This window comes from Anaerolineales bacterium (genome assembly GCA_003105035.1).
In the GTDB taxonomy this organism is placed as follows: domain Bacteria; phylum Chloroflexota; class Anaerolineae; order Anaerolineales; family UBA4823; genus FEB-25.
In genome coordinates this window covers 1-25231 of the sequence record PQAL01000038.1, presented here as the reverse complement: position 1 = coordinate 25231, position 25231 = coordinate 1, and the positions used below count along the sequence as shown (strand labels likewise).

At 53.3% G+C, this 25231-nt stretch carries 29 protein-coding genes; 16 read left to right on the top strand and 13 right to left on the bottom strand.

All coding sequences use genetic code 11. The features are described from left to right. The first annotated feature begins 44 nt into the window (after positions 1-44). Positions 45-1484 carry a hypothetical protein gene (locus C3F13_16980; protein PWB50162.1) on the top strand — a complete coding sequence of 480 codons (1440 nt, stop codon included), beginning with the start codon at positions 45-47 and terminating at the stop codon, positions 1482-1484. A 174-nt stretch (positions 1485-1658) separates the two neighbouring features. On the opposite strand, the gene C3F13_16975 is transcribed toward C3F13_16980, so the two are convergent. Genes C3F13_16975 through C3F13_16965 form a run of 3 tightly spaced genes read right to left on the bottom strand, consistent with a single transcriptional unit; the run spans position 1659 to position 3981 of the window. Next, positions 1659-2450, bottom strand: coding sequence for a hypothetical protein (locus tag C3F13_16975; GenBank protein PWB50161.1), 792 nt, complete (start codon positions 2448-2450; stop codon positions 1659-1661). A gap of 7 nt (positions 2451-2457) precedes the next feature. Continuing rightward, positions 2458-3216, bottom strand: a complete 759-nt coding sequence (locus C3F13_16970) for an amidinotransferase (protein PWB50160.1) — start codon at positions 3214-3216, stop codon at positions 2458-2460. A gap of 60 nt (positions 3217-3276) precedes the next feature. Then, positions 3277-3981, bottom strand: coding sequence for a hypothetical protein (locus C3F13_16965; protein PWB50159.1), 705 nt, complete (start codon positions 3979-3981; stop codon positions 3277-3279). Between the two features lie 272 nt (positions 3982-4253). Here C3F13_16965 and C3F13_16960 point away from each other — a divergent pair, with 272 nt between their 5' ends. Together C3F13_16960 and C3F13_16955 are read left to right on the top strand one after the other, a co-directional pair. Then, positions 4254-4952 carry an iron transporter gene (locus tag C3F13_16960; protein PWB50158.1) on the top strand — a complete coding sequence of 233 codons (699 nt, stop codon included), beginning with the start codon at positions 4254-4256 and terminating at the stop codon, positions 4950-4952. Positions 4953-5069: 117 nt separating this feature from the next. Next, a complete protein-coding gene (locus C3F13_16955; GenBank protein PWB50305.1) occupies positions 5070-6170 on the top strand; it encodes a 6-phosphofructokinase in 1101 nt (366 codons plus the stop codon). Positions 6171-6186: 16 nt separating this feature from the next. On the opposite strand, the gene C3F13_16950 is transcribed toward C3F13_16955, so the two are convergent. Next, entirely contained in the window at positions 6187-6837 is a 651-nt protein-coding gene (locus tag C3F13_16950; GenBank protein PWB50157.1) for a hypothetical protein, read from the bottom strand. Positions 6838-6973: 136 nt separating this feature from the next. On the opposite strand from C3F13_16950, the gene C3F13_16945 reads away from it, so the two are divergent. The 12 genes from C3F13_16945 (at position 6974) to C3F13_16890 (ending at position 13871) form a co-directional block, all read left to right on the top strand. Further along, positions 6974-7333, top strand: a complete 360-nt coding sequence (locus tag C3F13_16945) for an ArsR family transcriptional regulator (protein PWB50156.1) — start codon at positions 6974-6976, stop codon at positions 7331-7333. A 23-nt stretch (positions 7334-7356) separates the two neighbouring features. Beyond that, positions 7357-7809, top strand: a complete 453-nt coding sequence (locus C3F13_16940) for a glycine cleavage system protein H (GenBank protein ID PWB50155.1) — start codon at positions 7357-7359, stop codon at positions 7807-7809. After that, entirely contained in the window at positions 7806-8240 is a 435-nt protein-coding gene (locus C3F13_16935) for a hypothetical protein (protein PWB50154.1), read from the top strand. Before C3F13_16940 ends, C3F13_16935 begins: the two co-directional genes overlap by 4 nt. A gap of 1 nt (position 8241) precedes the next feature. Continuing rightward, positions 8242-8979 carry a hypothetical protein gene (locus C3F13_16930; protein ID PWB50304.1) on the top strand — a complete coding sequence of 246 codons (738 nt, stop codon included), beginning with the start codon at positions 8242-8244 and terminating at the stop codon, positions 8977-8979. Further along, complete coding sequence (locus tag C3F13_16925) at positions 8976-9425, top strand: osmotically inducible protein OsmC (GenBank protein PWB50153.1); 450 nt, start codon at positions 8976-8978, stop codon at positions 9423-9425. Before C3F13_16930 ends, C3F13_16925 begins: the two co-directional genes overlap by 4 nt. A 35-nt stretch (positions 9426-9460) precedes the next feature. Beyond that, positions 9461-9706 (top strand): thioredoxin family protein, encoded by a 246-nt coding sequence (locus C3F13_16920; GenBank protein ID PWB50152.1) that lies wholly within the window; start codon positions 9461-9463, stop codon positions 9704-9706. A 1-nt stretch (position 9707) separates the two neighbouring features. Then, positions 9708-10121, top strand: coding sequence for a low molecular weight phosphatase family protein (locus C3F13_16915; protein PWB50151.1), 414 nt, complete (start codon positions 9708-9710; stop codon positions 10119-10121). After that, positions 10118-11194, top strand: a complete 1077-nt coding sequence (gene arsB / locus C3F13_16910; protein ID PWB50150.1) for an arsenical-resistance protein — start codon at positions 10118-10120, stop codon at positions 11192-11194. The genes C3F13_16915 and arsB overlap by 4 nt, the downstream gene beginning before the upstream one ends. Further along, positions 11191-11457, top strand: a complete 267-nt coding sequence (locus tag C3F13_16905) for a hypothetical protein (protein PWB50149.1) — start codon at positions 11191-11193, stop codon at positions 11455-11457. Before arsB ends, C3F13_16905 begins: the two co-directional genes overlap by 4 nt. A 260-nt stretch (positions 11458-11717) precedes the next feature. After that, entirely contained in the window at positions 11718-12236 is a 519-nt protein-coding gene (locus C3F13_16900) for a hypothetical protein (protein ID PWB50148.1), read from the top strand. Positions 12237-12309: 73 nt separating this feature from the next. Next, complete coding sequence (locus C3F13_16895; GenBank protein ID PWB50147.1) at positions 12310-12732, top strand: hypothetical protein; 423 nt, start codon at positions 12310-12312, stop codon at positions 12730-12732. Then, the gene (locus C3F13_16890) at positions 12729-13871 is read left to right on the top strand and encodes a hypothetical protein (protein PWB50146.1); all 1143 of its coding nucleotides are present in this window, start codon (positions 12729-12731) and stop codon (positions 13869-13871) included. The genes C3F13_16895 and C3F13_16890 overlap by 4 nt, the downstream gene beginning before the upstream one ends. An 11-nt stretch (positions 13872-13882) precedes the next feature. Here C3F13_16890 and mce read toward each other — a convergent pair whose 3' ends face one another. Beyond that, positions 13883-14293, bottom strand: coding sequence for a methylmalonyl-CoA epimerase (gene mce / locus C3F13_16885; protein ID PWB50145.1), 411 nt, complete (start codon positions 14291-14293; stop codon positions 13883-13885). A gap of 23 nt (positions 14294-14316) precedes the next feature. Then, entirely contained in the window at positions 14317-15969 is a 1653-nt protein-coding gene (locus C3F13_16880) for a methylmalonyl-CoA mutase (GenBank protein ID PWB50144.1), read from the bottom strand. A 45-nt stretch (positions 15970-16014) separates the two neighbouring features. Here C3F13_16880 and C3F13_16875 point away from each other — a divergent pair, with 45 nt between their 5' ends. After that, positions 16015-17247 carry a pyruvate formate lyase-activating protein gene (locus C3F13_16875; protein ID PWB50143.1) on the top strand — a complete coding sequence of 411 codons (1233 nt, stop codon included), beginning with the start codon at positions 16015-16017 and terminating at the stop codon, positions 17245-17247. 7 nt (positions 17248-17254) lie between these two features. On the opposite strand, the gene C3F13_16870 is transcribed toward C3F13_16875, so the two are convergent. From C3F13_16870 to C3F13_16840, 7 genes are all read right to left on the bottom strand, one after another. Beyond that, positions 17255-18349: an ABC transporter ATP-binding protein gene (locus tag C3F13_16870; protein PWB50142.1), complete on the bottom strand. Its 1095-nt coding sequence runs from the start codon at positions 18347-18349 to the stop codon at positions 17255-17257. Positions 18350-18376: 27 nt separating this feature from the next. Then, entirely contained in the window at positions 18377-19024 is a 648-nt protein-coding gene (locus C3F13_16865; GenBank protein ID PWB50141.1) for a tungstate transporter permease, read from the bottom strand. A gap of 73 nt (positions 19025-19097) precedes the next feature. Then, positions 19098-19994 carry a tungsten ABC transporter substrate-binding protein gene (locus C3F13_16860; protein ID PWB50140.1) on the bottom strand — a complete coding sequence of 299 codons (897 nt, stop codon included), beginning with the start codon at positions 19992-19994 and terminating at the stop codon, positions 19098-19100. Between the two features lie 20 nt (positions 19995-20014). Then, the gene (locus C3F13_16855; GenBank protein ID PWB50139.1) at positions 20015-20224 is read right to left on the bottom strand and encodes a transporter; all 210 of its coding nucleotides are present in this window, start codon (positions 20222-20224) and stop codon (positions 20015-20017) included. A gap of 433 nt (positions 20225-20657) precedes the next feature. Further along, on the bottom strand, positions 20658-21005 hold the full coding sequence (locus tag C3F13_16850; GenBank protein ID PWB50138.1) for a hypothetical protein: 348 nt from the start codon (positions 21003-21005) through the stop codon (positions 20658-20660). 94 nt (positions 21006-21099) lie between these two features. After that, entirely contained in the window at positions 21100-23778 is a 2679-nt protein-coding gene (locus tag C3F13_16845; GenBank protein PWB50137.1) for a phenylalanine--tRNA ligase subunit beta, read from the bottom strand. 9 nt (positions 23779-23787) lie between these two features. Further along, on the bottom strand, positions 23788-24813 hold the full coding sequence (locus tag C3F13_16840) for a phenylalanine--tRNA ligase subunit alpha (protein PWB50136.1): 1026 nt from the start codon (positions 24811-24813) through the stop codon (positions 23788-23790). Positions 24814-25231: the final 418 nt, after the last annotated feature.

Here is a 25231-nt window from a genome sequence, read left to right as displayed (position 1 = left end):
GCAAGCTTTCCAGGTCATTTAGATCACCAAGACACGGAGGAATTATGCAGTTCACCGCCCAGATTCTGACAGAAGAAGAACAACACCGCGTCCACAACATGAGCCTGCACATTCTGGAGGAAGTGGGCATTCGGTTTTATGGGGACCAGGCACCGAAAATCTTTCGTAGTCATGGAATACCCATCGACCCACAAGAGAGGATTGCCAAAATACCCACCGAGCTGGTGAACCAGGCCTTGAAAACTGCACCAAGGTCGTTCGTGCTTGAGGCACGCAACCCCACCTACAACCTGGCATTACCCACCCTGCAAACTCGCTACGGGTTGGATGGGACGGCTGCCTTTGCCCTGGATTTTCAAAGTGGTGAGCGACGCTACGGCACCAGCCAGGACATCGAAATAGCTTTGAAGGTCTTTCAGCAGATGGATATGGGGGTGATGGCCTGGGCGCCCACCTGTGCGGCAGACAAGCCCGCCCACATCCGGGCATTGTACGAATTCTTGAGCATGGCTACCAATTGCTCTAAACATGGTCAGCACGAGCTGCATACGGTGGCACAAGCACCTTTCCTGATCGAAGGGTTGGCGGCAATCGTGGGCAGCGAAACCACCTTGAAGGAAAGCCACGCCTATTCGCTAATCTATTGCCCGGTGGCCCCATTGACCCATGATGGGCAGATGCTGGACGCCTACCTCGAGCTCGGTCAGGTCGACCTACCCGTGATGTGCATGCCCATGCCGGTGATTGGCACCACCGGACCGGCCAGCTTGCTATCGAACATCGCCCTGGCGAACGCTGAGATGCTCTCATCGCTGGTGATCTTCCAGTTGGCGCATCCAGGCCGGCCGATCATTTTCTCCAGCTCCACGGCTATCACCGATTTCCGGAGCGGTGCCTACCTGGCTGGTGTGCCAGAGATGGCATTGCAAACTGCCGCCCTGGTGGAAATGGCGCACTATTATGGCTTCCCATCCAGTGGGGCAGGGTTCACCTCCGATGCCAAGCAAGCCGGGCCGGAAGCAGTGATCGAAAAAATCATCACCACATTGCCGTCGGTCTTGGCTGGTGCGGATATCCTGGTGGGTTTTGGCGAAATCGAGAGTGACCAGCTGCTCGTCTTGGAGCAAATTGTGGTGGATAACGAGATCGCGCACCTGTTGCAACGCCTGGCGCAGGGTGTGGACTGCTCGGATGGAAAAGACCTGCTAGAAGATATCAGCCGGGTTGGGCCTGGGGGGCATTTCTTGGGGGCAAAAAGCACCCGTTTGGCTGCACGGGGAAATGAGCTATATACCCCGGCGTTGATAGACCGTCATTCGCTTGAGAGCTGGGTCAGTATCGGGAAACCGTCAATGTATTCGAAAGCCCGTGAATTGGTGCAGTCCATCCTGGAAGGACCGGTGATCGACCCGCTACCTGGAGAGGTGAGTGAAAAAGTGGAGAAGATTCTCCGTCGGGCAGAGCGGGAGATCCCAGAGCACTAGGCAGATTCAGCTGTTCAAAATACCTACCTGCATACTCTAGTGCAGGTAGGTTTTGTTCATAATAATTCTGATCTCCATAAAATGGGGTACCTTGAAAAAAAACGCCCCATACACGATTGACTTTTCCAAATCGTTGTTTTAGTGACTGAGAAGTTCCCCTTCCCCGACGTCAGGTCAGGGTAAAACTTTCCAATACTTCCGCATAGGCCCATCCTGCGGCTCTTCGAAGACTGACCAGGCAAAGCCTTCCTCTAGGAGAAATTCATGTGCCTGGGTCTCATTCATAGAGGTGCCCGGGCACAGGATGACCATCCCACCTGGCCTGGTCACCCGTTTCAACTCGGCATATTCCAATTCAGGTGTCTCGCCAAAAACGTGGCCCCCCATGGTGATATCGGTGAAACCGTCCGGAAAGGGTATATCGGTGATCAAGCCATCCACCGTGAAAATGTTCGAGATATTATGAGCCCGGGCTTTATCCTTTATATATCGACGCAGGTTGCTCACCGGCTCCACGGCAAAGACCACCTGGGCTTTACTGGCGGCGATCAACGCCAGCTTACCTGTGCCAGAACCAACATCGATGACAATCTTGCCTGAGAACTCCGTCAGCATGAGCAGCTCGTTCTCATCCCAGGCCATGAAGGGCCGGGCATCGTAGAGCTTAGGGTCGACCACATACACCATCAGGTCGTTGATGGTGTTCATGACGGCGATCTCTGCTGCCCTGATTTGTTCAGCAGACGGAGAGAAGGTAGGTGGATTTGCTGATAATAGCTGGTCCACCCAGGGGTTCAGCTCGGGGCACTTATGCCGCAGGTACCACTCAATATGCGGGTTGGCGCGCAGGGTAATCGCCATCTTAGCTTCAGGCACCCATCCGGGGAACCAGCTCAGCTGCACCCGTTCGAGCAAGAGCAAGGTATTGAAAGAAAGCTGGTTGGAATCGATCCAATTGAGACCCATGATCTTATTAGAACCTCAGGGACATGCAAGTCAGGCCGCCATCCATCTTCTGCACTTCACTGACATCCAAATCAATGATGGGCATATCGAGCGCAGCGAGCTTTACCCTGGTTTTGGGAAAGCCGCTCGGCACAAGCAGGCTACCATTCACCCACAAGGTGTTGGCGGCATAGGCTTCGCTGTCATCCACCAGGATTTTATGGTAGCTTGCAAAAGCCGGGATATCAAAAAGTTCCCTGGTAATTAGCAATACGCCTTCGCCTAAATGATTGACGCTGGATTTCAGGTGCAAACCGGCTGACACAGCGATTGTTTCTGCAGTGTGCCCCGCATTCCGCAGGAATGCCATGAGCTGCTCAGCACCCTCTGCATTGGTCCGCTCGGATAAGCCAATGAAGAAATGATTGCCCACCATCAGCACATCCCCGCCCTCGACTGTGCCGGGGGGCTGGATGTGGAAGATGGTACGATAATACTGCAAAAAGGGTTCCAGGCTGACCTGCTCACCTTGCCTGGGAGATGCACCTGGGTAGGTGACCACGGCGATATTGGGGGTGACGATGGCTGGGTCTTCGACGAAATAGGCATCCGGGTAATCCGGTTCGGCTGGCAGGACGATCACATCCAGGCCCAGGCTGAGCAAGGCCTGGCGGTAAGCCCGATGTTGTTCGAGGATGAGTGGATAGCTTGGTTGACCCAGGTTGGAGGTGGTGATCCCGTCGGAGAAATTACCCCCGGGCAAGCGGGTGATGGCATGGGTGAACATGGCTTAATTGTAAACCAGAATGTTATCCGAGAAAACCACTCTATGTGTGCCGATACTGTGTCATGTGGTCCACTGGTCGTGGATGAGGCCAGCAAGGTACCAGGTGCCGTCATCCTGCATGAATACTAAGCGCAGGCTGCGCCAGTCCATGCCGCCATACTGGGGATCGAAACCAGGGAAATAGAACTCAACGATCATAGAGCCGGGGTAGTACTCCTGGCTATTGTCAATCGAATTGCCCGTGCTCAGGCGGTGGTTAAGGGATAGTTGAGGGGCGTCTGCGAAGTCTACATCATAGATAAACTTGGCATAATAGTCGGCAAAAGTCAGGTTAATCGGTTCACCGGAGCCATCATAATTTCCCCACAGATACACTGTGCTGTCATCCAGCAGACCTGCCACTTGCTGAGTAGTAAATACCTGGTCGGAATCTTTGACGTAAGAATAGGGCGAGAAACGCAGACCCATCTGCGGGTGGACGTATTGAGACAATGCAACCGAATCATCCGCTTTAATCACATTAATGACCTCGAATGCCAAATCCAACACGTTTTGCTGGTCGGAGACGGGAGTCAGGGTAAGCTTCTCCACAGACGGGGTTTTTGATGCGGTAGGGTTGACGAGGGTGGCTGGAATGGGTAAGGAAAACTCCAGGGTTGGGGTGTTGGCAGGCACGTTGGTTGGAGCAATGCTTGGTGATGCATTTTTACAGCCTGCCATTAAAAACACAAAGCTGAGCAACGAAAGGAATAGCTTTACTCTCATGAGATACTCCATGAAGGAAAAAGTAGAGATCGAAATCCGGACAGCTAATTATAGACGCTCATCAGATATTAAAGGTTTCCACGGCAGAACAAACCTCATTGGTGGTATGGTTAACCGGGGTGTAATTGTAGATTCAATTGGTAGTGGCGGGGACTTGTTGGAATGATTGCTTTCAATTATTCTCTATGCTCAAAGGTTGGGCGAGAAGAAACCGGGGGAAAACAGAGACCTTAGGAAATTCCCGCGTCTTGTAAAGGTCAGGAGGGAAAGAAATGACAGCTGAAACTCATGTCGAACGCCATTTTCGAGCCAATGAAACCGTGCGTGATATCGTCATTGGCATGTCTGATGGCCTCACCGTGCCATTTGCCCTGGCGGCAGGAATTTCTGGTGTGCCGGGAGCACAGACCAAGATCGTCGTCCTGGCTGGCCTGGCAGAGATCGCCGCAGGCTCGATCGCCATGGGATTGGGTGGCTACCTGGCTGCCAAGACCGACGCTGAGCACTACTATACTGAGCAGCAGCGCGAGAATTGGGAAATCGACCACCTGCCGGAACGCGAAAAGCAGGAAGTTGCCGATGTCTTCCGCGGCTATGGCATGCAGGATGTGCACATCCAGCCCATCCTGGACGCGATGAGTGCTGACCGGACCCAGTGGCTGGATTTCATGATGCGTTTTGAGCTAGGCCTGGAAGTACCTGACCCTCTACGGGCGCGCAGAAGTGCCCTAACCATCGGCCTGTCATACATCGTGGGTGGTTTTATACCGCTAACGCCTTATATTTTGATTCCCAATTTATCCACTGCCCTGATTGTTTCGGTTGTGGTTACCTTGATTGCCTTGTTCCTGTTTGGATATATCAAGGGCCGCTTTACAGGTACCCGGCCTCTCAGGTCTGGCTTACAAACCGTCATGGTAGGCGGAGTAGCCGCTGGGGCAGCATTTTTGCTTGCCAGGCTGATTGGGTGATGGGTAATTGGATGACTGCTGCTTCATAAAGCCGAATCAGGGTGTAAAATCACGTATTGTAATACTTTGCTTCAATTTAGCTCGAAAAATTGAGGAGGCGTGATGGCACCGACACCTGTGAACATCAAACGTATCGCCTTATCTACGGGAGGCGGTGACGCCCCTGGCTTGAACGCGGTCATCCGGGCGGCTGTGTTATCGGCGATCAACCGCGGCTGGGAGGTGGTTGGTATCCGAGATGGTTACAATGGCCTGCTGATGCCCGAGCAGTACGTTGAAGGTGGCTTGATCCGCCTGACCCGCGAGCGTGTGCGGGGCATCACCCACCTGGGTGGCACGATCATCGGCACCACCAACCGGGGAAATCCTCTAAAGTATCCCATCAGCGGGCCGGATGGCGTGGTTACGGAAATCGACCGGTCTGATGAGCTCATCCGGGCCTTCAGGCTACACCAGATCGATGCCCTGATCTCGGTGGGTGGGGATGGCTCGATGTCCATCGCCAATGAGTTGTCGAAGAAAGGCATGTGGGTGATAGGGGTGCCAAAGACGATCGACAACGACCTGGACAAAACCGTGATCACCTTTGGTTTCGATACTGCCTGTGCCTTTACCGTAGACTGCCTCGATCGCCTGCACACCACGGCTGCCTCGCATAACCGTATCATTGTGATGGAAGTGATGGGCCGCTATGCCGGTTGGATTGCCCTGGAGAGCGGACTGGCTGGCTCAGCCGACGTGATCTTGATTCCTGAGATCCCCTTTGACCTGGAGAAGGTGGCTCACAAGATTCGCGATCGTGAAAAGAGCGGCAGTCTGTTCTCTATCATCGTGGTGGCCGAAGGAGCCAAGCCGAAAGGTGGCACAATTTCGGTGATCAGCCGTGAATCCGGACGGGCTGAACGCCTGGGAGGGGTTGGCGAGAAGGTGGCAGATGAGTTGCAAGCACTGACCGGGAAAGAAACCCGGCTGGTGGTGTTGGGGCATCTGCTGCGGGGTGGCTCGCCCACGCGTTTCGACCGACTGATTGCCCAACGCTTCGGGGCAGCGGCAGTGCGGGCTATTGCCGAAGGCCAACGCGGCATTATGGTGGCACTAGACCCGCCCACCGTCAAATACGTCCCCCTGGAAGCCGCCACGAAACGCATGAAGACCGTCCCGTTGAACGGGGATATCATCCATACTGCCCGGGATATGGGCATCTGCTTTGGTGATTGACACTTTGGTAGGCGGCTTAGAACAGGGTTTCAACCTGCTCGACAATTAATCGATCTAAGGTTTCCACCACAATATCCGCCTGGGTGAGAACCTCGGGCGGATTCGTGGTTGCCACGGCAATGATATGCATTCCAGCTTTACTGGCAGCTTCGATCCCGGCGAGGGAATCTTCGATCACAATACAATCCTGGGGAGTGACGCACAACTGGCTAGCTGCCAATAGGAACACAGTTGGGTCGGGTTTACCTGGCAGGTTACCTGGTGTGACCAAGGCACTGAAATACTTCCGAATCTTCAACACGTCCACTACTAATTCCACATTTTCAGCCGGAGCTGAAGACGCCACTGCCTGCCGGTAGCCCCAGGCATTGAATTGTTGCAGCCATTTACGCACACCGGGAAGTGGATTCAGATGCCCAGGCATAGCTTGCCTGAAAGCCTGCTCTTTTTGCTCCGCCACTCGATCCATCCAGGCTGCTTCCAGTGGTCTACCTGCCAATAACGGCAGCATGTCTTCATTTTTCAATCCATAGATCAGGTGAAATCTTTCCCGATCGAAGTGGATGCCTTGCGCAACTAAAACAGGTTTCCAGCTTTGAAAATGCAACTCGCTGGTGTCGGCCAGCACACCATCCATATCCCACAATATAGCTCTTGGAAAATGCATGGGCACAATTCTACCATCAGGATGGTTGTCATGCCATTCAAGTGATGCGCTGCCTTGAAAGAGGTGCCGGATGGCACTATAATATATTCAATTAATTGAATATCCTGTTTAGGTCGATGAAGGATTTTCCGTTTTAATGCCAAACCTTACTCCAACCGAAAGCATATTTAAAGCATTGATGCATCCATCGCGGATGATGATCCTTGATATCCTGCGCGATGGCGAGCAGTGTGTCTGCCACCTGGAAGCAGTGCTTAGCTGCCGGCAGGCATATATCTCTCAGCACTTGATGGTATTGCGTGATGTGGGGCTGGTTGATGACCGGCGCGATGGTACCCGGGTGTTCTACCGCGTGATTAAACCCGAAATCTACGAACTGATTGATTATGCTAATCAGATGAGTGGAGCTACATCAATAAAAGCTAATGCGAAGGTCGACAATTGCCCCTGCCCGAAATGTAATCCGACCATAGAGAAAACGAATAGTCACAAGTAGGACTCGAAAGGATCAAAAGCCTGATGAATCCCGATAGCTATAATTTTACCGTTGATAAATTCACGTTTACTATTCCGACAGACCGCCTATATAGCACTGATGGACTGTGGGTAAGGCAGGAAGGTCATCACTTCTGGGTGGGCATTTCTGATTATCTACAGCGGCGCAGCGGTGACATTGCCTTTGCCGAAGTCAAGCCGGAGGGTTCGGTAGTGAGGGGCGGTGATGAATTGGCCGCGGTTGAAACCATCAAGGTAACCATCAGCCTGCCAGCACCCATCCCTGGAAAGGTGATCCAGGTGAATCCGATGATGGGAAGCCATCCGGAGATCATCAATGAGAATCCTTACGGCGAGGGTTGGCTGGTATTGATGGAAAGCCTGGATGAGGAACCAATTTTAGAAAGTTTATTGGAACCGCTTGCCTATTATCAGAAGGTAAAGCGGGAAGCCGAGCAGGAGGCAGGGAAAGCATGAGCGAGAGCAGACTGCATGGAAAAGTAGTCATTGTGCCTTGCAGTGGTATCGGCAAGACTTATGGTTCCGTCAGCCGCGAAGCTGCTTATGTCGTCGTCGAGGATATGCGACCGGAGACCACCCAGCTGGTGGCGCTCTCCAAGCTTGTCCTCGGGGAGCCTGCAGCACAAACTTTGGTAAAAAACAGTCCTGCCATCACCATCGATGGCTGCAAGCTGGCATGTGCCTCGAAAATGGTGCGCGAGAGTGGGGGTAGGGTACATACAGAATTCGCCGTCCTGGAAGTTTACCGCCGCTATAAGCAATTTAAACCGCAGGGAATTGCTGAGCTAAATGAAGGTGGAGTGCAACTAGCTGAGGCACTGGCGAAAGAAATAGCTGAGATAGTGGATGAGATTTCCGGCCCTGCGGAAGGAGGAGACAATGGTTGACCTGCCGATGAGGAAGGTAGGCATCATCGCCTGCTCAGGAGAGGAGCTGGAAGAGGGCACCGTCACCCGACTGGCTGCCCTGCGGGTGCTTGAACATCTGCGTCCAAACGAAACCGTCACGCTTTGCCTGCCATTGTTCCTGGCGGGTGGGGAAGGTGACCGAGCATTTGCCAGGTTCCACCCCACCATCGCTGTGGATGGCTGCGAGCTACGCTGTGCCCAGAAGGCTACCGAAAGATATTCCAATCGCCCTGCCGCCAGCTATGTGGTGCGAGACGTTATCGCGGGTAACCAGCTTGGAGAGCTGCAAGGCAGGCGAAAATTAAATGCAGCTGGGCTGCAAGCGGTTGACCTGCTGGCGGATGAGATCGCCCAACGGGTGGATGAGCTGCTGGGAAAACAATGGAACCTAAGCGATGGAGAATTCATCCAGCTGGATGCAATTGGTATCGTCCAGCAAGAAGCCAGTGGCCAGCCCGTGGTGGCCACCTGTGCCTGCGGTTCAGGGATCCCCATCCAGGAGGTACTCATCTCAGGGGAGCTCATCACCCTGGTCGGTATCCCGCTCATCTTCCAACAATTTACTGAAGCCGGTAAATTTCCATCCGATGAGAACCTGAATGAGCTGATGGAAACCGTCAAGGTCTACAATCCCGTCCCCGATGGTGAAGAAATGGCATACCGGGAAGGGATTTCGCGTGCCTATGCGGATTTTTGGTTCAAGGAAAAAAACAAATGAGCCAGACAACCATATACACTACAACAGTTGAATGGACGCTGGAACATTCAGGCACGGTCAGCCTGGGGAACGGACCAGTGCTGGAGTTTTCGGCTCCGCCTGAAGCGCATGGCACGCCGGGCGTGCTCACCCCTGAGGATGCCTTCGTGGCTGCAGTGAATACCTGCATCATGCTGGTATTCCTATGGTCCTGTGAGCGATTAAGGTTGGACCTGGCAGCGTACCAATGTCGGGCTGAAGGAACGAAATTGATTGAGCTGGATCACACCGAACGTTTTACACAGGTCAGGCTTACCCCTCATATCAGGGTCAAAGCCGGGTTTGAGGCAGCGGCAGATATCCAAAATCGTGTCCAGCGGGCATTAAGAGCGGCGCAAAAATACAGCCTGGTGGCGAATTCGATCAAGTCTGAAGTAATTCTTGAGCCAGAGATTGAAATTATTTGAACTGTTTATCTTTTACTACAATGAGGAGATGAGGCATGTTAATTGTAAAAGTCTTAGGATCGGGTTGTGAAAATTGTCAGAAAGTCGAAGGCATGGCCCGTAAGGTTATTGCCAGCATGGGATTGGAAGCGAAGGTGATCAAGGTGACCGAGTGGGATGAAATCCGCAAGTACCCCATCCTGGGAACGCCGGGCCTGGTGGTTAACGAAAAGGTGGTGTGTGCGGCGCGCATCCCCACCGAAGCCGAGGTGACCACCTGGCTGGTGAATGCATTGGTGTAAATTGAGACAAAAAGTACTCTTCCTGTGCACAGGTAATTCTTGTCGCTCCCAGATGGCTGAGGCGATCGTCAACTCTCGCCTGAGCGATACCTGGCAAGCGGTAAGCGCAGGGACAAAACCGACTGGATATGTCCATCCAAAAGCATTGACTGTGCTTTCAGAAATGGGCATTCAACACGCTGGAAGTTCAAAACTGGTTGATGGGTTTCGTGGAGTGGATTTCGACCTGGTCGTGACTTTATGTGATTCCGCCGCTGAAGAATGTCCTGTATGGCTTGGGAAAGGGAAACGATTACATCACGACTTCCCCGATCCAGCAAAATCCGATGACATCAACGATTTTCGAAAGGTTCGAGACGATATGACCCGAGAAATCATTGCATTATTACAAGATTACGAACGAGGTGCTTCATGACAGCAAAAAGTTCTTCATTGCGCTCTGATGTGGGCATAACGAAACGATTATCCTTCCTTGATCGCTACCTTACCTTATGGATATTCATGGCGATGGTGATTGGTGTCGCTATCGGCTATCTATTCCCAGAAGCAGTCCAACAATTCAACCAGGCTGTATCGGTTGGCACGACCAATATTCCAATCGCCATCGGGCTTATCTTAATGATGTACCCACCACTGGCGAAGGTCCGCTATGAAGAATTGGGGGATGTCTTCCGCAACTGGAAAGTGTTGGGATTATCGCTCCTGCAAAACTGGGTGATTGGGCCTATCCTGATGTTTTTCCTGGCCGTGCTCTTCCTGCGTGATTATCCCGATTACATGACCGGCCTCATCCTGATTGGCCTAGCGCGTTGTATTGCCATGGTTATCGTGTGGAATGAGCTTGCCAAAGGCGATACCGAATACGCTGCCGGGCTGGTGGCATTCAATAGCATCTTCCAGGTGCTGTTTTACTCCGTGTTCGCCTATGTCTTTATCACCGTCCTGCCCACCTGGTTTGGGATGGCGGGGAAAACCGTGGATATCACCATCAGCGATATCGCCAAGAGTGTTTTCATTTACCTGGGTATCCCATTCATCGCTGGATTCCTGACCCGCTTTTTCCTGGTGCGAGCCAAAGGGAAAGAGTGGTACCACACTAAATTCATCCCCAAGATCAGCCCGATCACCCTAGTGGCGTTGTTATTCACCATCGTGGTGATGTTCAGCCTAAAGGGTGAGTACATCGTGCAGCTGCCACTGGATGTGGTACGCATTGCCATCCCGCTTTTGTTTTATTTTGTGATCATGTTCTTGAGCAGTTTCTTAATGGGTAAAGCCATTGGAGCTACATACGCCCAGACCGTCACCTTGTCATTCACCGCCGCCAGCAATAACTTCGAGCTGGCGATCGCCGTGGCCGTGGCGGTGTTTGGGATTGCATCGGGGCAGGCGTTTGCGGCTGTCATCGGACCCCTGGTAGAGGTGCCGGTCATGATCGGCCTGGTGAATGTAGCCTTCTGGTTGAAGAAGCGAGTGTTCTCGGGGTGATTGAGATTAAAATCCTCAGCTATCATTCCGCCCAGCGTTATGCAGTCAGGCAAACCGTGTTATCAGCGCAACGAATAATTCACGATGAGCATCCGGACGTGAATATAAACATCATGGAGCTGAAGGATTGGTTCACCATCGAGCAATATACCCCAATCCTGGCAGCCCCGAGCCTGGTGGTGAATGAAAAGCTGGTCTGTGCGGGCAGATTTCCAGCGCGTGACGAAGTGCTTGGCTGGCTGCGAGGTGCCCTGGCAGAGTGATGGATTGATCGGTTTCTGAGCCTAAGGTGAGGAGGCTGTCATGAAAAAAGGGATCAATATTGTCCTGGAAGATGCTCAGATCATACAACTGATGCGCATCCTGATTGACGATGATGCCGATGAGGCGTTGGTCTTCCTAAAGGTTCACTTCAAAGGGAAAGCCCGGGAGCTGCTCGAAGGGGGCTGACACGTAATGATTGAGGTGCCTGGTGCAGGCATCACCCAGGTTACAAGTGATATGTTTCGACCGTGAGGCGGGAATGTTTCTTGAAGCAATCACACTGGTAAAAACCTTACCCTGCCTGGCTGAGCCGGGCAAGATCATTGTCATTGGCGTGCCCTCCCGCAAGCTCGATGATGTGCTCCCTTATTTGGCGACCCTGCCAAACGTCATTTCTTATAATCCAGATTCATGCACCCTCACCTTGCGCCGCCAGCCGGGTTTCATCACTTTGTACTCAGAAAAAGCCTATATAACGAAAGTAACAGATACCGAGGAAGGCCTGGAGCTGCTCAAAGCCCTGGCAGAGGCGATCAATGCCACCTGGGATCACCGGGATGAGCTAGTGGCGATGACTGCGCGTAAGCATGCCCCGCGCCCACTGGATGTGTGGACATTACTGCCCCAAACCAACTGTAAAAGATGCGGCGAGGCTACCTGTATGGCTTTTGCCTGTAACCTGCTGCTGCAGGAGCGTGAACTTGATGAGTGCCCACCTCTTGAGGAGGACGCAGCTTTTACGGAGAGGCGGGCTACTTTAGCTGCGATGTTACCCTGACCTGTCACTGTTTCGTGATAATATCCTTACCAAACGCGATATTACACCAAATCACGTTTGAAGGAGCTCACTGATGTGGTTTAACCCGATCATGGAATCGCTGTTAAGATCTCCCTTCCATGGCATGCTCAGCAATAACATGATGATCATCTATTACACCGGTCGAAAAAGCGGGAATGCTTACCATACTCCGGTGAGCTACCAGCGCCTCGGCAACACCCTGCTCACTACCAGCTGGAAGGATAGGAAATGGTGGAAGAATCTCCGCCAAGGTGGCGACGTAAAGCTACTCCTGAAGGGTGAGCTGGTGGAGGCCCATGCCCAGGTGTATGAGGATGAAACCAGCGTATCTGAAGGCTTAAGGCAATTCGTTGGAGGCAATCCCCGCGCGGCCCGCATGTTCAAGATAGACCTGCGTGAAGATGGCCAGCTCGACCCACAGAGCCTTCAAAAGGCTGCCGGCGAGAGGGTATTCATCAGCACAGCTTTACAATGATCCAGCGCACACGCTTCGTCTGCTACCAACCCAAGACGTTTCTCAACAAGGGCAAGCGGGCTGACCACTGGTTTTGGACGCGCTATGGTGCCTACCCGTACCTGGGCTGCCAGCATGGCTGCGCCTTTTGCTACAGCCGGGAACGCAAGTACATCCCCTATAAGCCCAAGGATGACGCGCAAGCCTATGATGCAGCAGCGGATGAATTTTCACACCTGATCAAGGTGAAAGAGAACGCTCCCCAATTGTTGCGCAAGGCACTTGCCAGGTTACCTGTGGATATGATTTTTACTGGCGATTACCAGCCCGCCGAACGAAAATTCAAGCTCACGCGTCAGATGCTCGAGGTATGCCTGGAACTTGGTTTCCCGGTATTCGTACTGACCCGCTCACCGCTAGTGCTACGCGACCTGGACCTGCTCCAGGCAATCAACCAACGTGCCAGGGCGGTGGTAACCTTCAGCATCATCGTCACCCCAGAATCACAACATTATGAAAGTGTATCAAAACTGGAAGGCCTGGCACCCCGCGCTGAGAAGCGGTTCGAGGCTATGAAAGTGATTGCTGAAGCGGGAATCCTCACCGGTACAGCGGGGATGCCGCTCTTGCCTGGGTTGTGCGATGATGCGGCTAACTTACAGGCGCTCGCCAGGTGGACTGCTGAACACGGCGGGAAGTTTGTTTTGGGTAGCGGCCTGACCCTGGCGGACCAGCAGAAAGATTTCTACCTCAATGTCTTGCGCCAGTCTCATCCGGAATTGGTGAGCCTCTATTCAAGGCTGTATCCGCAGGGCAGCTATGCACAGGTGGAACCCTGGCGATACATTGGCTTGATTATCCATGAAGCCTGCATGAAGAATGGAATCTCTGATCGCATACCTCGTCCAATCATCCCCGGGGAGAAACGAGCCATGAATAAACGCATTGTGGAAAAGTTGGCCTACATGCTGCATATGCTGGAATTGGAAAATGCCAGCCAGCCAAAGATTTGGTCCTATCGTAAAGCAGCCTGGGCTGTGGAGGATGTAGAGCAGGATATTCGCTTGATTAATAATAGCCTGGGGTTGAAGGGTTTGTATAGCATCCCGGGCGTATCTTCCAGCATTGCCAGGGAGATTCAGGCCATGCTGGCTACCTAATAATTGTGGACTTATTTTGGTAATTGATACAACTCGATCAACACCCCATTGGTGCTTTTGGGGTGGATGAAGGCATATAGCTTGCCGTCTTCACCGACTTTTGGCTGATCGTTGATCAGCTGAATATCACGGCTCGCCAATTTCTGCAGCAATCCCGGCAAGTCCGCCACCTCCAGGCAGAGGTGATGCATGGCTGGTCCATGTTTCTCAAGATAGCGGCTCAACCCTGAATCTGGGGTGGTAGGCTGAACGAGCTCGATCTCAGAATCACCGACGGGAAAGAAGGCGATCTTAACTGCCTCCTGGGGGATATCCCTGACCTGGGTTGGCTCGATCCCCAGGATGGCTTGCCAGGTTCCTAAGGAAGCCTCGATATCTCCTACCAGAACGGCAATGTGGTGGATGTGTTTGATCTCGGTCATATAGAGTCCTCCGGTGACATGCTTCAAACCCAGGCTGGGGAATGATATTCGCCGAAAATGCCCCGTAAGACGGAACAAACCTCTCCAAGCGTGATCTCGTTCTCTACACAGGTGATGAATAGCGGCATCAAATTCGTATTCCCTTTGGCTGCTATCTCGAGCTGACCCAGCAGCTCATTCACTTTATGGCTATCCCGCCTGCTGCGGAGAGCCTCGAGGTGCCTGCGTTGGGAGTGTTCGACTGCCGGGTCTACCTTTAGCCGCTCGAGGGTGATCTTTTCATCACTCTGGAAGGCATTCACCCCCACCACCAGCTGCTCACCTTTTTCAACTGCCACCTGTGCCTGGTAGGCAGCATCTTGGATCTCCCCCTGGATGTAACCCTGCTCGATGGCTTTCAGGGCACCACCCATGAGGTCAATTTTTTGGATGTACTCCGTTACTCGCTGCTCGATCTCATCGGTCAGGTATTCAATCAGGTATGAGCCGCCAAGCGGGTCGATACAGTCGGCCACACCTGACTCGTGGGCGATGATTTGCTGGGTGCGCAGCGCTGTGCGGACTGATTTTTCGGTAGGCAACCACAAGGCCTCATCCATGCTGTTAGTGTGCAGGCTCTGCGTCCCTCCCAGGACCGCTGACAATGCCTGTAACGCCACCCGCACGATATTATTCTCCGGCTGCTGGGCGGTGAGGGTCGAGCCGCCCGTCTGGGTGTGAAAACGCAGCATAAGTGAGCTTTCCTGCCTGGCATTAAAACGTCCCTTCATCAGCTTTGCCCACAACCTGCGGGCAGCCCTGAATTTGGCCACTTCTTCCAGAAAGTTGTTATGGGCATTGAAGAAGAATGAGATTTGCCCAGCAAATTCATCTACATCCAGCCCAGCCCGGATGGCAGCTTCAACGTAAGCAATGGCATTAGCCAGCGTGAAAGCCACTTCCTGGACAGCGGTCGAGCCAGCCTCGCGGATGTGGTAGCCTGAGATGCTTATCGTGTTCCAATGGGGAAGCTCATGGCGGCAGTATTGGAATACGTCAGTCACCAGGCGCATCGAATGGCTGGGCGGGAAGATATACGTGCCGCGGGCAATATACTCCTTGAGGATATCATTCTGGATCGTGCCGCGCAATGATGTGATCTCAGCCCCTTGCCGCCTGGCTACAGCGATATACATGGCCAGAAGGATGGAGGCTGGAGCATTGATGGTCATGCTGGTGGACACTTTGTCGAGAGGGATCTGGTCGAACAGGGTCTGCATGTCCTCCAGGGAGGAAATCGAAACGCCCACCTTACCCACCTCACCCTGGGCCATGGGATCATCTGCATCATAGCCAATCTGGGTGGGCAGGTCGAACGCCACCGAGAGACCGGTCTGTCCCTGCTCGAGCAGGTAGCGGTAGCGCTGGTTGGATTCTTCAGCGGTGGCATACCCGGCATACTGGCGCATGGTCCACAGGCGCCCGCGGTACATGGTAGGTTGCACCCCACGGGTGAAGGGAAACTCACCAGGGAAACCCAGCTTCTCCATATAATCCGGATCCGGGTCGTCGGGTGTCAGGATGGGTGGAATGGGGATGCCCGAAGAGGTTGTAAACTCATCTTTGCGGGTTTGTGTGGGTTTTCTTTCTAGCTTGAACCTTGCCTGCCAGCGCCTTTTCTCATCTTCCAGGGTCATAAATGCCTCGCTTCAGCTTGTTGATTCACCCCAAGAGTATACCTTATGTTTCTTGAACCTGAGCACAGGCAGGCATTGGTAGCTGGGCATGGTTATGGTAAACTTTTTCGTATGAAAATCCTCGCGGTTGACATTGGCACAGGTACGCAGGACATCCTGCTATATAACTCCAGCCTGGATATGGAGAACAACTACAAGCTCATCCTCCCCAGCCCGACGATGATGGTACGCTGGCGGGTCAATGAAGCTACCCTCAAGCGCCTGCCTATCTTGCTGACCGGGGTGACCATGGGAGGGGGACCTAGCACCTGGGCGGTAGAGAACCATCTGCGGGAAGGACTGGATGTATATGCAACCGTGCAAGCGGCGCGCACATTCAATGATGACCTTGAAGCGGTGCAAGAGATGGGTATTCGCGTGGTGAGTGATGATGAAGCACAACAGCTACCATCCACTACCATGCGAATCAGACTGTGTGATTTTAACTTTACCTCCATCGCCTCAGCTTTTAATTCCTTCGGCGTTCAGCTGGATGACCTGGACGCAGTTGCGGTAGCGGTCTTCGACCATGGGAACGCACCCGCGGGAGTATCGGACCGCAAATTCCGCTTTGAGTACCTGGACGAGCGCATCCGGGCTCAGAACCGGCTGAGCGGTTTTGCCTTCCGCAGCAATGCGGTACCTGAGCGTATGACGCGTTTACAGGCGATCGTCCAGTCGGCACAGGGGGAGGACTTCCCGCTGGTGGTGATGGACACCGCCCCGGCTGCGGTGCTGGGGGCTACGCTCGACGCGCAGGTTGCCTCGCAAAAACAGGTGCTGGTTGCGAATCTGGGCAATTTTCATACCCTGGCTTTTCGCATGGGTCCGGAGGGGATCGAGGGATTGTTTGAGCACCACACCGGATTTTTAGACCGGGAAAAATTAACATCGCTACTGAGAAAACTGGCTGATGGGTCACTTCGCAACCAGGATGTTTTCAATGATGAAGGCCACGGAGCATTGATGTATACACCTACCGCGTTTCCACTTGGCAAAGATGACTTCGATGTGGTGGTCACTGGCCCAAGGCGAGGCATGTTTGGATCAACACCGCACAGTGCTGAGACGTATACTTTACGGCCATATTTCCCTGCCCCGTATGGCGACATGATGATCACAGGCTGCTTTGGCCTGCTGGCTGCTACCGCGGATGTGCTCCCTGAGCTGGCCGAACCCATCCGGGCTTCGCTGTATCATTCACACCAACCTGGTATCGCCCCCTGGGATGTAGTTTGATTATTGATTAACGGGGTATCAAGTGGACAGCGGTGGCTTTAAATGATGCCGTCACTTGCTGACCTTCGACCAGCTTCATATCCGTAGCCGAGCCGCGGGTAATCAGTGCCACGACGGGCAGTCCGCAATCGACCACGACCCTTACCAACGCACCGGTAGGGGTCATGCGGGTGATACACCCGCTCAGATGGTTGCGGGCGCTGGATATAGGCGCAGTCTCCGAGACCGACAGGGTAACATCTTCCGGTCGCAGGCAATAAAACACCGGTGTCCGAATCGGGAGCTCCCCTACAGCTTCCAGCTTAATTCCATCTGCTTCCACGACCAGCTGGCCATTATTTTCAGCGGTGACTGTACCCGCAATGACCGTCTCCACACCGACAAATGCCGCCACATCGGCGTCGGTAGGTGAGCTGAAGACATCCTGCGGGCGACCTACCTGGCGTAAGGTGCCTCCCAATAGAACGGCTACACGGTCGCCGAGCATCAAGGCTTCGTCAAGGTCGTGGGTGATGAACACCGTGGTGATGCTGGTCTGGGAGAGTAAGGTGTGCAAGTCTTGCAGCAGGCGTGTCCGGGTGGGTGCATCGAGCGCAGAAAATGGCTCATCTAAGAACAGCAGCTCGGGTTGCAAGGCGAAGGCACGTGCCAGGCTGGTACGCTGGGCCTCTCCACCCGAGAGGCGCGGTGCTGGACGCTCGCGCAGGTGATCGATTTCCAGTTTCTTCAACCATTCATCGGTACGTTGCCTGACCTCTGGTCGGGGAAGGCCCCTGAACTTTAGACCAGCGGCGACATTATCAGACACGGAACGATGTAGTAGCAAAGGTTCCTGGAGCACCAGGGCGATACGCCGGCGATAGCTCAGCTCATCTTCCTGTTCGATAGGGCTCCCTCGGAAAAAGACCTGGCCGCCTTGCGGCTCAAGCAAGCGTGCCAAGACGAGCAACAACGTGCTTTTCCCGGCTCCATTTGGGCCAATCACTGCCAGGACTTCGCCTTCCTGGATATCCAGTGCATTAACTTGTAAGACAATTTGCTCGGAGCGCCTGACGACCAGGTCGCGAATACTCAGGATTGATTCAGCCATCGGATTTACCATAGGCTTAGCCAAGGGCTTAGCTAGATGCTAGCGTGCGCCCCGCTGCTGGATCAGGGTGAGACCCAGGTTGACCAGGTAAGCCAGGATGAGCAGGATGATGCTCAGGGAGATAGCGTTTTGAAACTCACCCTTGCCGGTTTCCAATACAATAGCTGTGGTAAGCACGCGTGTCTGGTGGCGAATGTTGCCACCCACCATCATCGAAGCTCCTACTTCGGAGATCACGCTACCAAAGGCTGCCATCAAGGCAGCCAGCAGGGGAAGGCGGGCTTCACGCCAAAGTGCGATGACCATCTGGACCGGCGAAGCACCCAAGCCCAGCAGCTGCAAGCGCAGACGTGGGTCCAGCTGCTGTAGTGCAGAAGCGGTCAGCCCGGTTACAACCGGTGCAGCGATGATCGTCTGGGCAATCACGATGGCAGCTGGGGTGTAGATCAGGCGCAGGTCTCCCAATGGACCACTGCGCCAGAGGGTCATTGCCACGAAGAGGCCGACCACCACCGGGGGTAAGGCCATGCCCGTGTTGATAATGCTGAGCATAATGCTGCGTCCCCTGAGCTGATTCCGCAACGCCAGCCAGGTGCCCAAAGGTAAACCGATAAAAAGACTGATCGCGGTAGCCAGCAAGGAAACCTGGATGGAAAGCAGAGTGATTTCAAAAATATCTGAGCTCATGCTTTTTATTCTATCATGGGGTGTTAAAAACGACTGCGGAGGCGAACCTCCGCAGTCGCCGAATCACAAGCAGTTATTTATTCCCGAGCGTGCTTTCGTCTTTACCTGCATCCGGTGTGAAGAGCGGTTGGCCGAATTTTTCGGTCCCGAAGCTGCCAATCAATGCCTGTCCTTCAGGTGAGACAACGTAATCCGCGAAGGCAATCGCCCCAGCTGTGTTTTCTTTGGGGCAGTTGGCTGGATTGACCACGATCACGTGATAGATGTTTAATAAGACAGCATCTCCCTCCACCTGGTTCTCCAGCTCGAGATTATCCAGATTCGCCAGGTAGGTTGCCCGATCGGTTAATGTGTAAGCACCTTGCTCGGAGGCGATTTTCAGCGTAGCGCCCATGCCCTGCCCCGATTCGGTATACCAGCTACCTTCGGGGGTGATGTTGGCGGCTTTCCAGATAGCCAGCTCCTTGGTGTTGGTGCCTGATTGATCGGCGCGGCTGATGAAGGGTGATTGGCTGTCGGCAATCTTCGTGAAGGCCTCCGTGGCAGAGGTCAGGCCTTTAATTCCGGCTGGGTCTGCGGCAGGCCCAACGATGATGAAATCGTTGTGCATCACCAGGCGACGATCTGAGCCGTAATTACTGCTCATGAAGTCTTTCTCCGCAGCTGGCGAATGCACGAGCAGGACATCTGCATTGCACTCCTGGCCCATCTTCATAGCTTCGCCCGACCCAACCGCCACAGTCTGAACGGTGTAACCGGTGCGTTGCTCAAAATCAGGTACGAGCACATCCAGTAATCCTGAATCCTGGGTGCTGGTGGTGGTGGCCAGGATGATGTTTGGGATGGCTGGCATGGTAGGTTCTGCCGGTGCTTGCGTAGCTACAGGTGTTGCTGTGGCACATCCAGCCAGCAGGAACGCAGCCAAAAGGAAAATTGATAGTACGATACCGAGATGCTTCGATGCTTTCATTTTCTTCTCCAAAAATTAGATTAGTCAACCCCGACCATGACATTAGAGGCTTTGATGATGGCATAAGCCTCCTTACCTTCTTTTAAGCCAAGAGTATCAACCGAGCTGTTGGTGATAATGGATATTAGCTGGGGTCCGCCGGGGAGCTCGATGACCACTTCAGAGTTTACTGCTCCACGGATGATTTTAACCACCTTGCCTTTTAAGATGTTCCTTGCACTTATTTTCATGGTATTTCCTCCTATCGGTTTAATTGATTTTCCGGGTAGAGATACGGTTAGCGGCGGAATATACTACTTCCCGGCGTAGGTAGAATTTTATCTGCAACTGCTCTAAAGTGATCAGTCACTGAATCGCCCGGTAATTATTAATAGCTGTTAAATTTAATTTTAACGGCTCGGGATAGTTTAATGTTATGTGTGGGTTCTGTCAATATGATAATGCCAGGGAATTTTTACAAATTTCCTTAGAGTTATTAAAAAAAAGGAGCTGTCCCAAAAGTCATATATTTACTTTTTGGACCGCCAAAAGTGGGAGAAGTTATCAGAGTTTATGGCAAATGTGACGTTCGAAATCTTCAAATAGATCAAAATCGGTATAAAGTGAAAAAAAAAAGAAAAGGGCTGACTGCTTTTGAGTCAGCCCCTTTTATCAGGTGGAAATTTATATCGTCGGTGGCAAGGGCTCATCCGGCTTAGCAGGCTCAATCGGTTGCGCAGGTTTCTCAGTTGGGAGAGGTGCAGCGGGTTTGATGGGTTCAAAATCAGTTTTTCGGTGAAGTAACAGGTAGCTGATTAAGATGGTAATCAGCAACAGGAAGACACCGATGCATATCGCTGATAGACCGATTATATTGAAAGCAGCTGACCAGCCAGGTGCCAAGTTCAAGGGATTGTTGAATATGTATATTAGGAAGCTAGTTGACCCCAGGCAGATCAACCCCAGCCCGGGTACGCCAAATATAAAAACCACGAGAATCGTCAATACAATTGCCAATGTCCTGTCTTTCATAAAAACCTCCTGGTTCGTAAATTCAATTGTCACTCAAGTATACGGCATTCCATGGCGGGATGCAAGCATGCAGGCTGTCTGTGCCGGGTGATTCCTATGCACGTAATTTGGCACCCAGCTCCTGGTCGAGACGGCGAATGATCCGTTGGCGGATCTGGGCCACATCCGAATCAGTCAGGGTTTTATCGGACGATTGATAGGTGATCGAATACGCCAGGCTCTTTTTACCCTTTCCGATCTGGTCACTCCGGTAGATATCGAACAGAGTGATATCTCTTACAATCTTACCTGCAGCCTGACGGATCACCTCGACCACCCTCCCAGCAGGCAGATCATCATCGACGACCACGGCTAGGTCCTCCAGCACCGGTGGGTACTCGGGCACGGGCTTCACTTCATAGCGGTCAGGGATCAGGCTGATCAACAAGTCCAGGTTGATATCTGCTGCAATAACCGGGTTGGGCAAAAAATCATAACGTTCATGCACCAGCGGATGCAGCTCGCCAAACAGGCCGATCTGCTGCTCACCAACCAGGATGCGGGCTGTCTTACCGGGATGAAAGGTAGGGTGCTCAGCAGGTGCGAGGGTGAAATCTATATGCAGCTCATCCAGCATTGAGGTGAGGATACCCTTCAGGTCGTAAAAGTCCATAGGCTCATCGGAAGTCTTTTGCCAGCTTCGTAAAAAACGTGGACCGGTGATCACGATCGCCAGGCGCTGTAGCTCGTCCGGGCGGTTTCCCGCTTCACCAGTCATGAAAATCGGTCCCACTTCGAAGAGGGTGATGCGGGCGCGGATATGAGAATTGCGTTCCACGGCTTCCAGTACACTATTAAGCACGCTGTGGCGCATCACCACACGGTCGGAAGCGATGGGATTGATAATACGCAGATAAGGATGGTCATCCAATGGAGTGCCAGGTGCCAGGCGACGGGCTTCGCGCTCAGGTGTGGTCTGGCGGTGGCTGACGATCTCCTGCAACCCCAGATCCACCAGGAGGTCCACAATCTGTTCTTCTTTTTCGATCGCCCGGTTGCTGCGCTGAGGCGGTAGTTGGGAGGTGAGGCGCGTGTCAGGGACGCGGTCATAACCGTAGATACGGGCGATTTCTTCTAACAGGTCAGCCTTTCCAACCAGACCTTCTCCGATATCCAGCCGGTGGTCAGGAGTACGAGCGCGGATGAGGACTTGAGCTGGCTGGTCAGTGACCAGCTCACAGCCAAAGCCAAGGCTTTGCAAGATCTTGATGATCTCATGAACACTCAGCTTTATCCCCAAGACACGCTCAACATCCTCAGGGGTGATTTCATTCACCGTATCCTTGGGGGGCAGGGGATAATTGTCCACCAGCCCCTGGTAGACCACGCCACCTGCCAGCTGCTGCATGAGCTTTAGTCCTCGACGCACTCCACGTTCTGCCATGGCGGGATGTACTCCGCGCGAGAAGCGGAAAGCAGCCTCCGACTGGAGCCTTTGCGCGGCAGCTGTCTTGCGGATATTAATGTTGTTCCAGGCCGCGCCTTCCAGTAAGATATTCGTGGTGCTGGCCGAGCGGGTGGCCTGAGGAAGCGTGGCTGCCTCATCCGGTCTCGCTCCAGGCTCTTTGCTGGGCTCGGCACCAGGCTCTGCACTAGGCTCGGTACTAGGCTCGGGAGCAACGAAAATTTCAGACTCGGCACCACCCATCACACCGGCAATGGATAGGGACCCGGCTGTGTCACACACCAAAACAGTGAAGGGGTTAAGCACCCGATCAACACCATCCAGTGTGGTCAGGCGTTCGTCGAGCTGTGCGCTGCGGGTAATGATCGTGGGAGAATTACCTCCCGCACGCTGCACCAGCACATCATAGTCAAAGGCGTGCAGGGGCTCGCCGACTTCGAGCATGGCATAGTTGGTGACATCCACGATATTGTTGATCGGGCGCATCCCAGCCAGTTTCAAGCGCAGTTGAATCCAATAGGGGCTGGGCCTGATGCTGACCTGCTCGATCAGCCCCAGCACGAAGCGGGGGTTCAATTCTGGCTCGGTGATGCTGATGGCAGCTTTACCGGTAATATCAGGGCCTTCAGTGTGAATCTCGTAAAAATCTTGGGGGATATGTAGCGGCGAACCAGTCAAGGCGGATACTTCACGCGCCACACCAATGATATTGGCTGCCCGGGCGATATTCGGCAGGATTTTTATATCCAGGACGGCATCACCCAGGTAGTCCACCAGAGGCACCCCCACGGGGGCATCATCGTCGAAGATGATCACACCTTCATGGTCATCAGATATACCCAGCTCTTTTTCCGAACAGATCATCGAGTACGATTCAATTCCCCGAATCTTAGCCGGCTTAAGGGTGGTGATTACCTGCCCAGGCTGGTGGCCATCATAGATGCGAGAGCCTTGCTTGGCATAGGCAACTTTGAGCGGTTTCGGTAGTGGTCCAAGACCTTTGTATGGGTATAAATTTGGTGCCCCAGTGAGCACGATATGTTCCTGCTGGCCATCAAATAGCTTGCACAACACCAGTCGGTCGGCATTGGGATGCGGCATGACCTCCGAAACCGATGCGGTGACGATTTTTTCCGAATCCCAAGCCAGCCCGGCACTGCTGCCCGCGCTGCCAGGTGCAGGCTGTTCGACGTTTGGTTCAGGCTGGGGTAGGCCGATATAAATCACCTCCTCCACTTCAAGCCCTGCCATGGTCAGTCGCTGGGCGAGTTCAGGAATCGGGAGGGTGATATCAACGAAGTCTTTCAGCCAGGATATGGGTACTTTCATGAGGACCTCCTAGAATTGCTCTAAAAATCGCAGATCATTCGCCCAGAAATTGCGAATATCTTCGATGCGATGCTTCAACATCATGATGCGTTCTGTACCGAGACCGGCAGCAAACCCTGAATATTTGGCAGGATCATAGCCACCATTCTGTAACACGGTGGGGTGTACCATCCCGCAGCCTCCGATTTCGAGCCAGCCTGACCAGGCGCATACCGAACATCCCTTGCCAGCACATAAGAGGCACTCAAAGTCGTATTCTGCGCTTGGTTCGGTGAAGGGGAAGTAGGATGCCCTGAAACGGGTCCGGATTTTCTGACCAAATAGCCTATGGGCCAGGTCACCGATGGTGCCCTTGAGGTCGCTCAGGGTGATATTTTCTCCGACCGCCAGCACCTCGATCTGGTTGAATTGGGTTTCTTTGCGGGTGCTTATCTGCTCGTAGCGGTAGCACATCCCCGGCAGGATCGCCCGGATAGGCTCCGGGGCATATTGGCGCATCACGTGAATCTGGCCCGGGGAGGTATGGGGGCGGAGTGAGATATTTGGCATGTTGGTATAGAAGGTATCCCACATATCCCTGGCTGGGTGATGTGGAGGCATATTTAACAGACCGAAGTTGTAATCATCGGTTTCTGCTTCCGGCGAGCGGTAGACCTGGAAACCCATGTCGGCGAAAGCGCGCACTACATGGCGCAGGGATAAGGTGGCCGGGTGAAGACGGCCGATGGTATAGGTGCGCCCAGGCAGACTTACATCCAGCCACTCTGATTGCAACGAATGCTGTAGGGAGGCCTGGTGCAAAGCCTCCGCACGGGCTGTATAGGCTGCTTCAAGGGCACGTTTTACTTCGTTCGCCAATCTGCCTATCACGGGGCGCTCTTCTTTGGATATCGTGCCCAGCTTATCAAAGATGGACATCAAGTGTGCTGAACGGCCCAGGTAAGACACATGCCAGATCTCAAGGCTGGCTTCATTTTCGATCGATTCCAGGGCCTTGAGGGCAGATTGTTTAATATGCTCTAAGTCGGCTATCATACTCACCTCCAAATATCACGACCACCCTAATGGGTGGTTCGTATTCAAAACTTCCGTAATTAAAAATCCCGCCCCACAAAGGGACGGGAGGCGTTTCCCGCGGTACCACCCTTGTTGGTCGCATATACGACCCACTCTGTCCGACGGCATGCTGCGATCGACTCCCAATCTAACGCCTGGGGTGCGTCCCACGCTACTAGCAGCTTTGCATTCACATGGGCGGCTCCGGAGGGAACTTCGCTGGATTTTCACCCGGTGGGGTCTCAGTCTTTGCCCAACACTTCCCTGTTGGTTCTGATCCAGTTACTTTCCTCGTTCACGGCCTTTCGTGTTCTCCATATTATCGACAATTGTCATTTTCTGTCAAGGCTACGCGCTCTTTCAAATAAAATATAACTGAATGATAATCGTTCCCTCA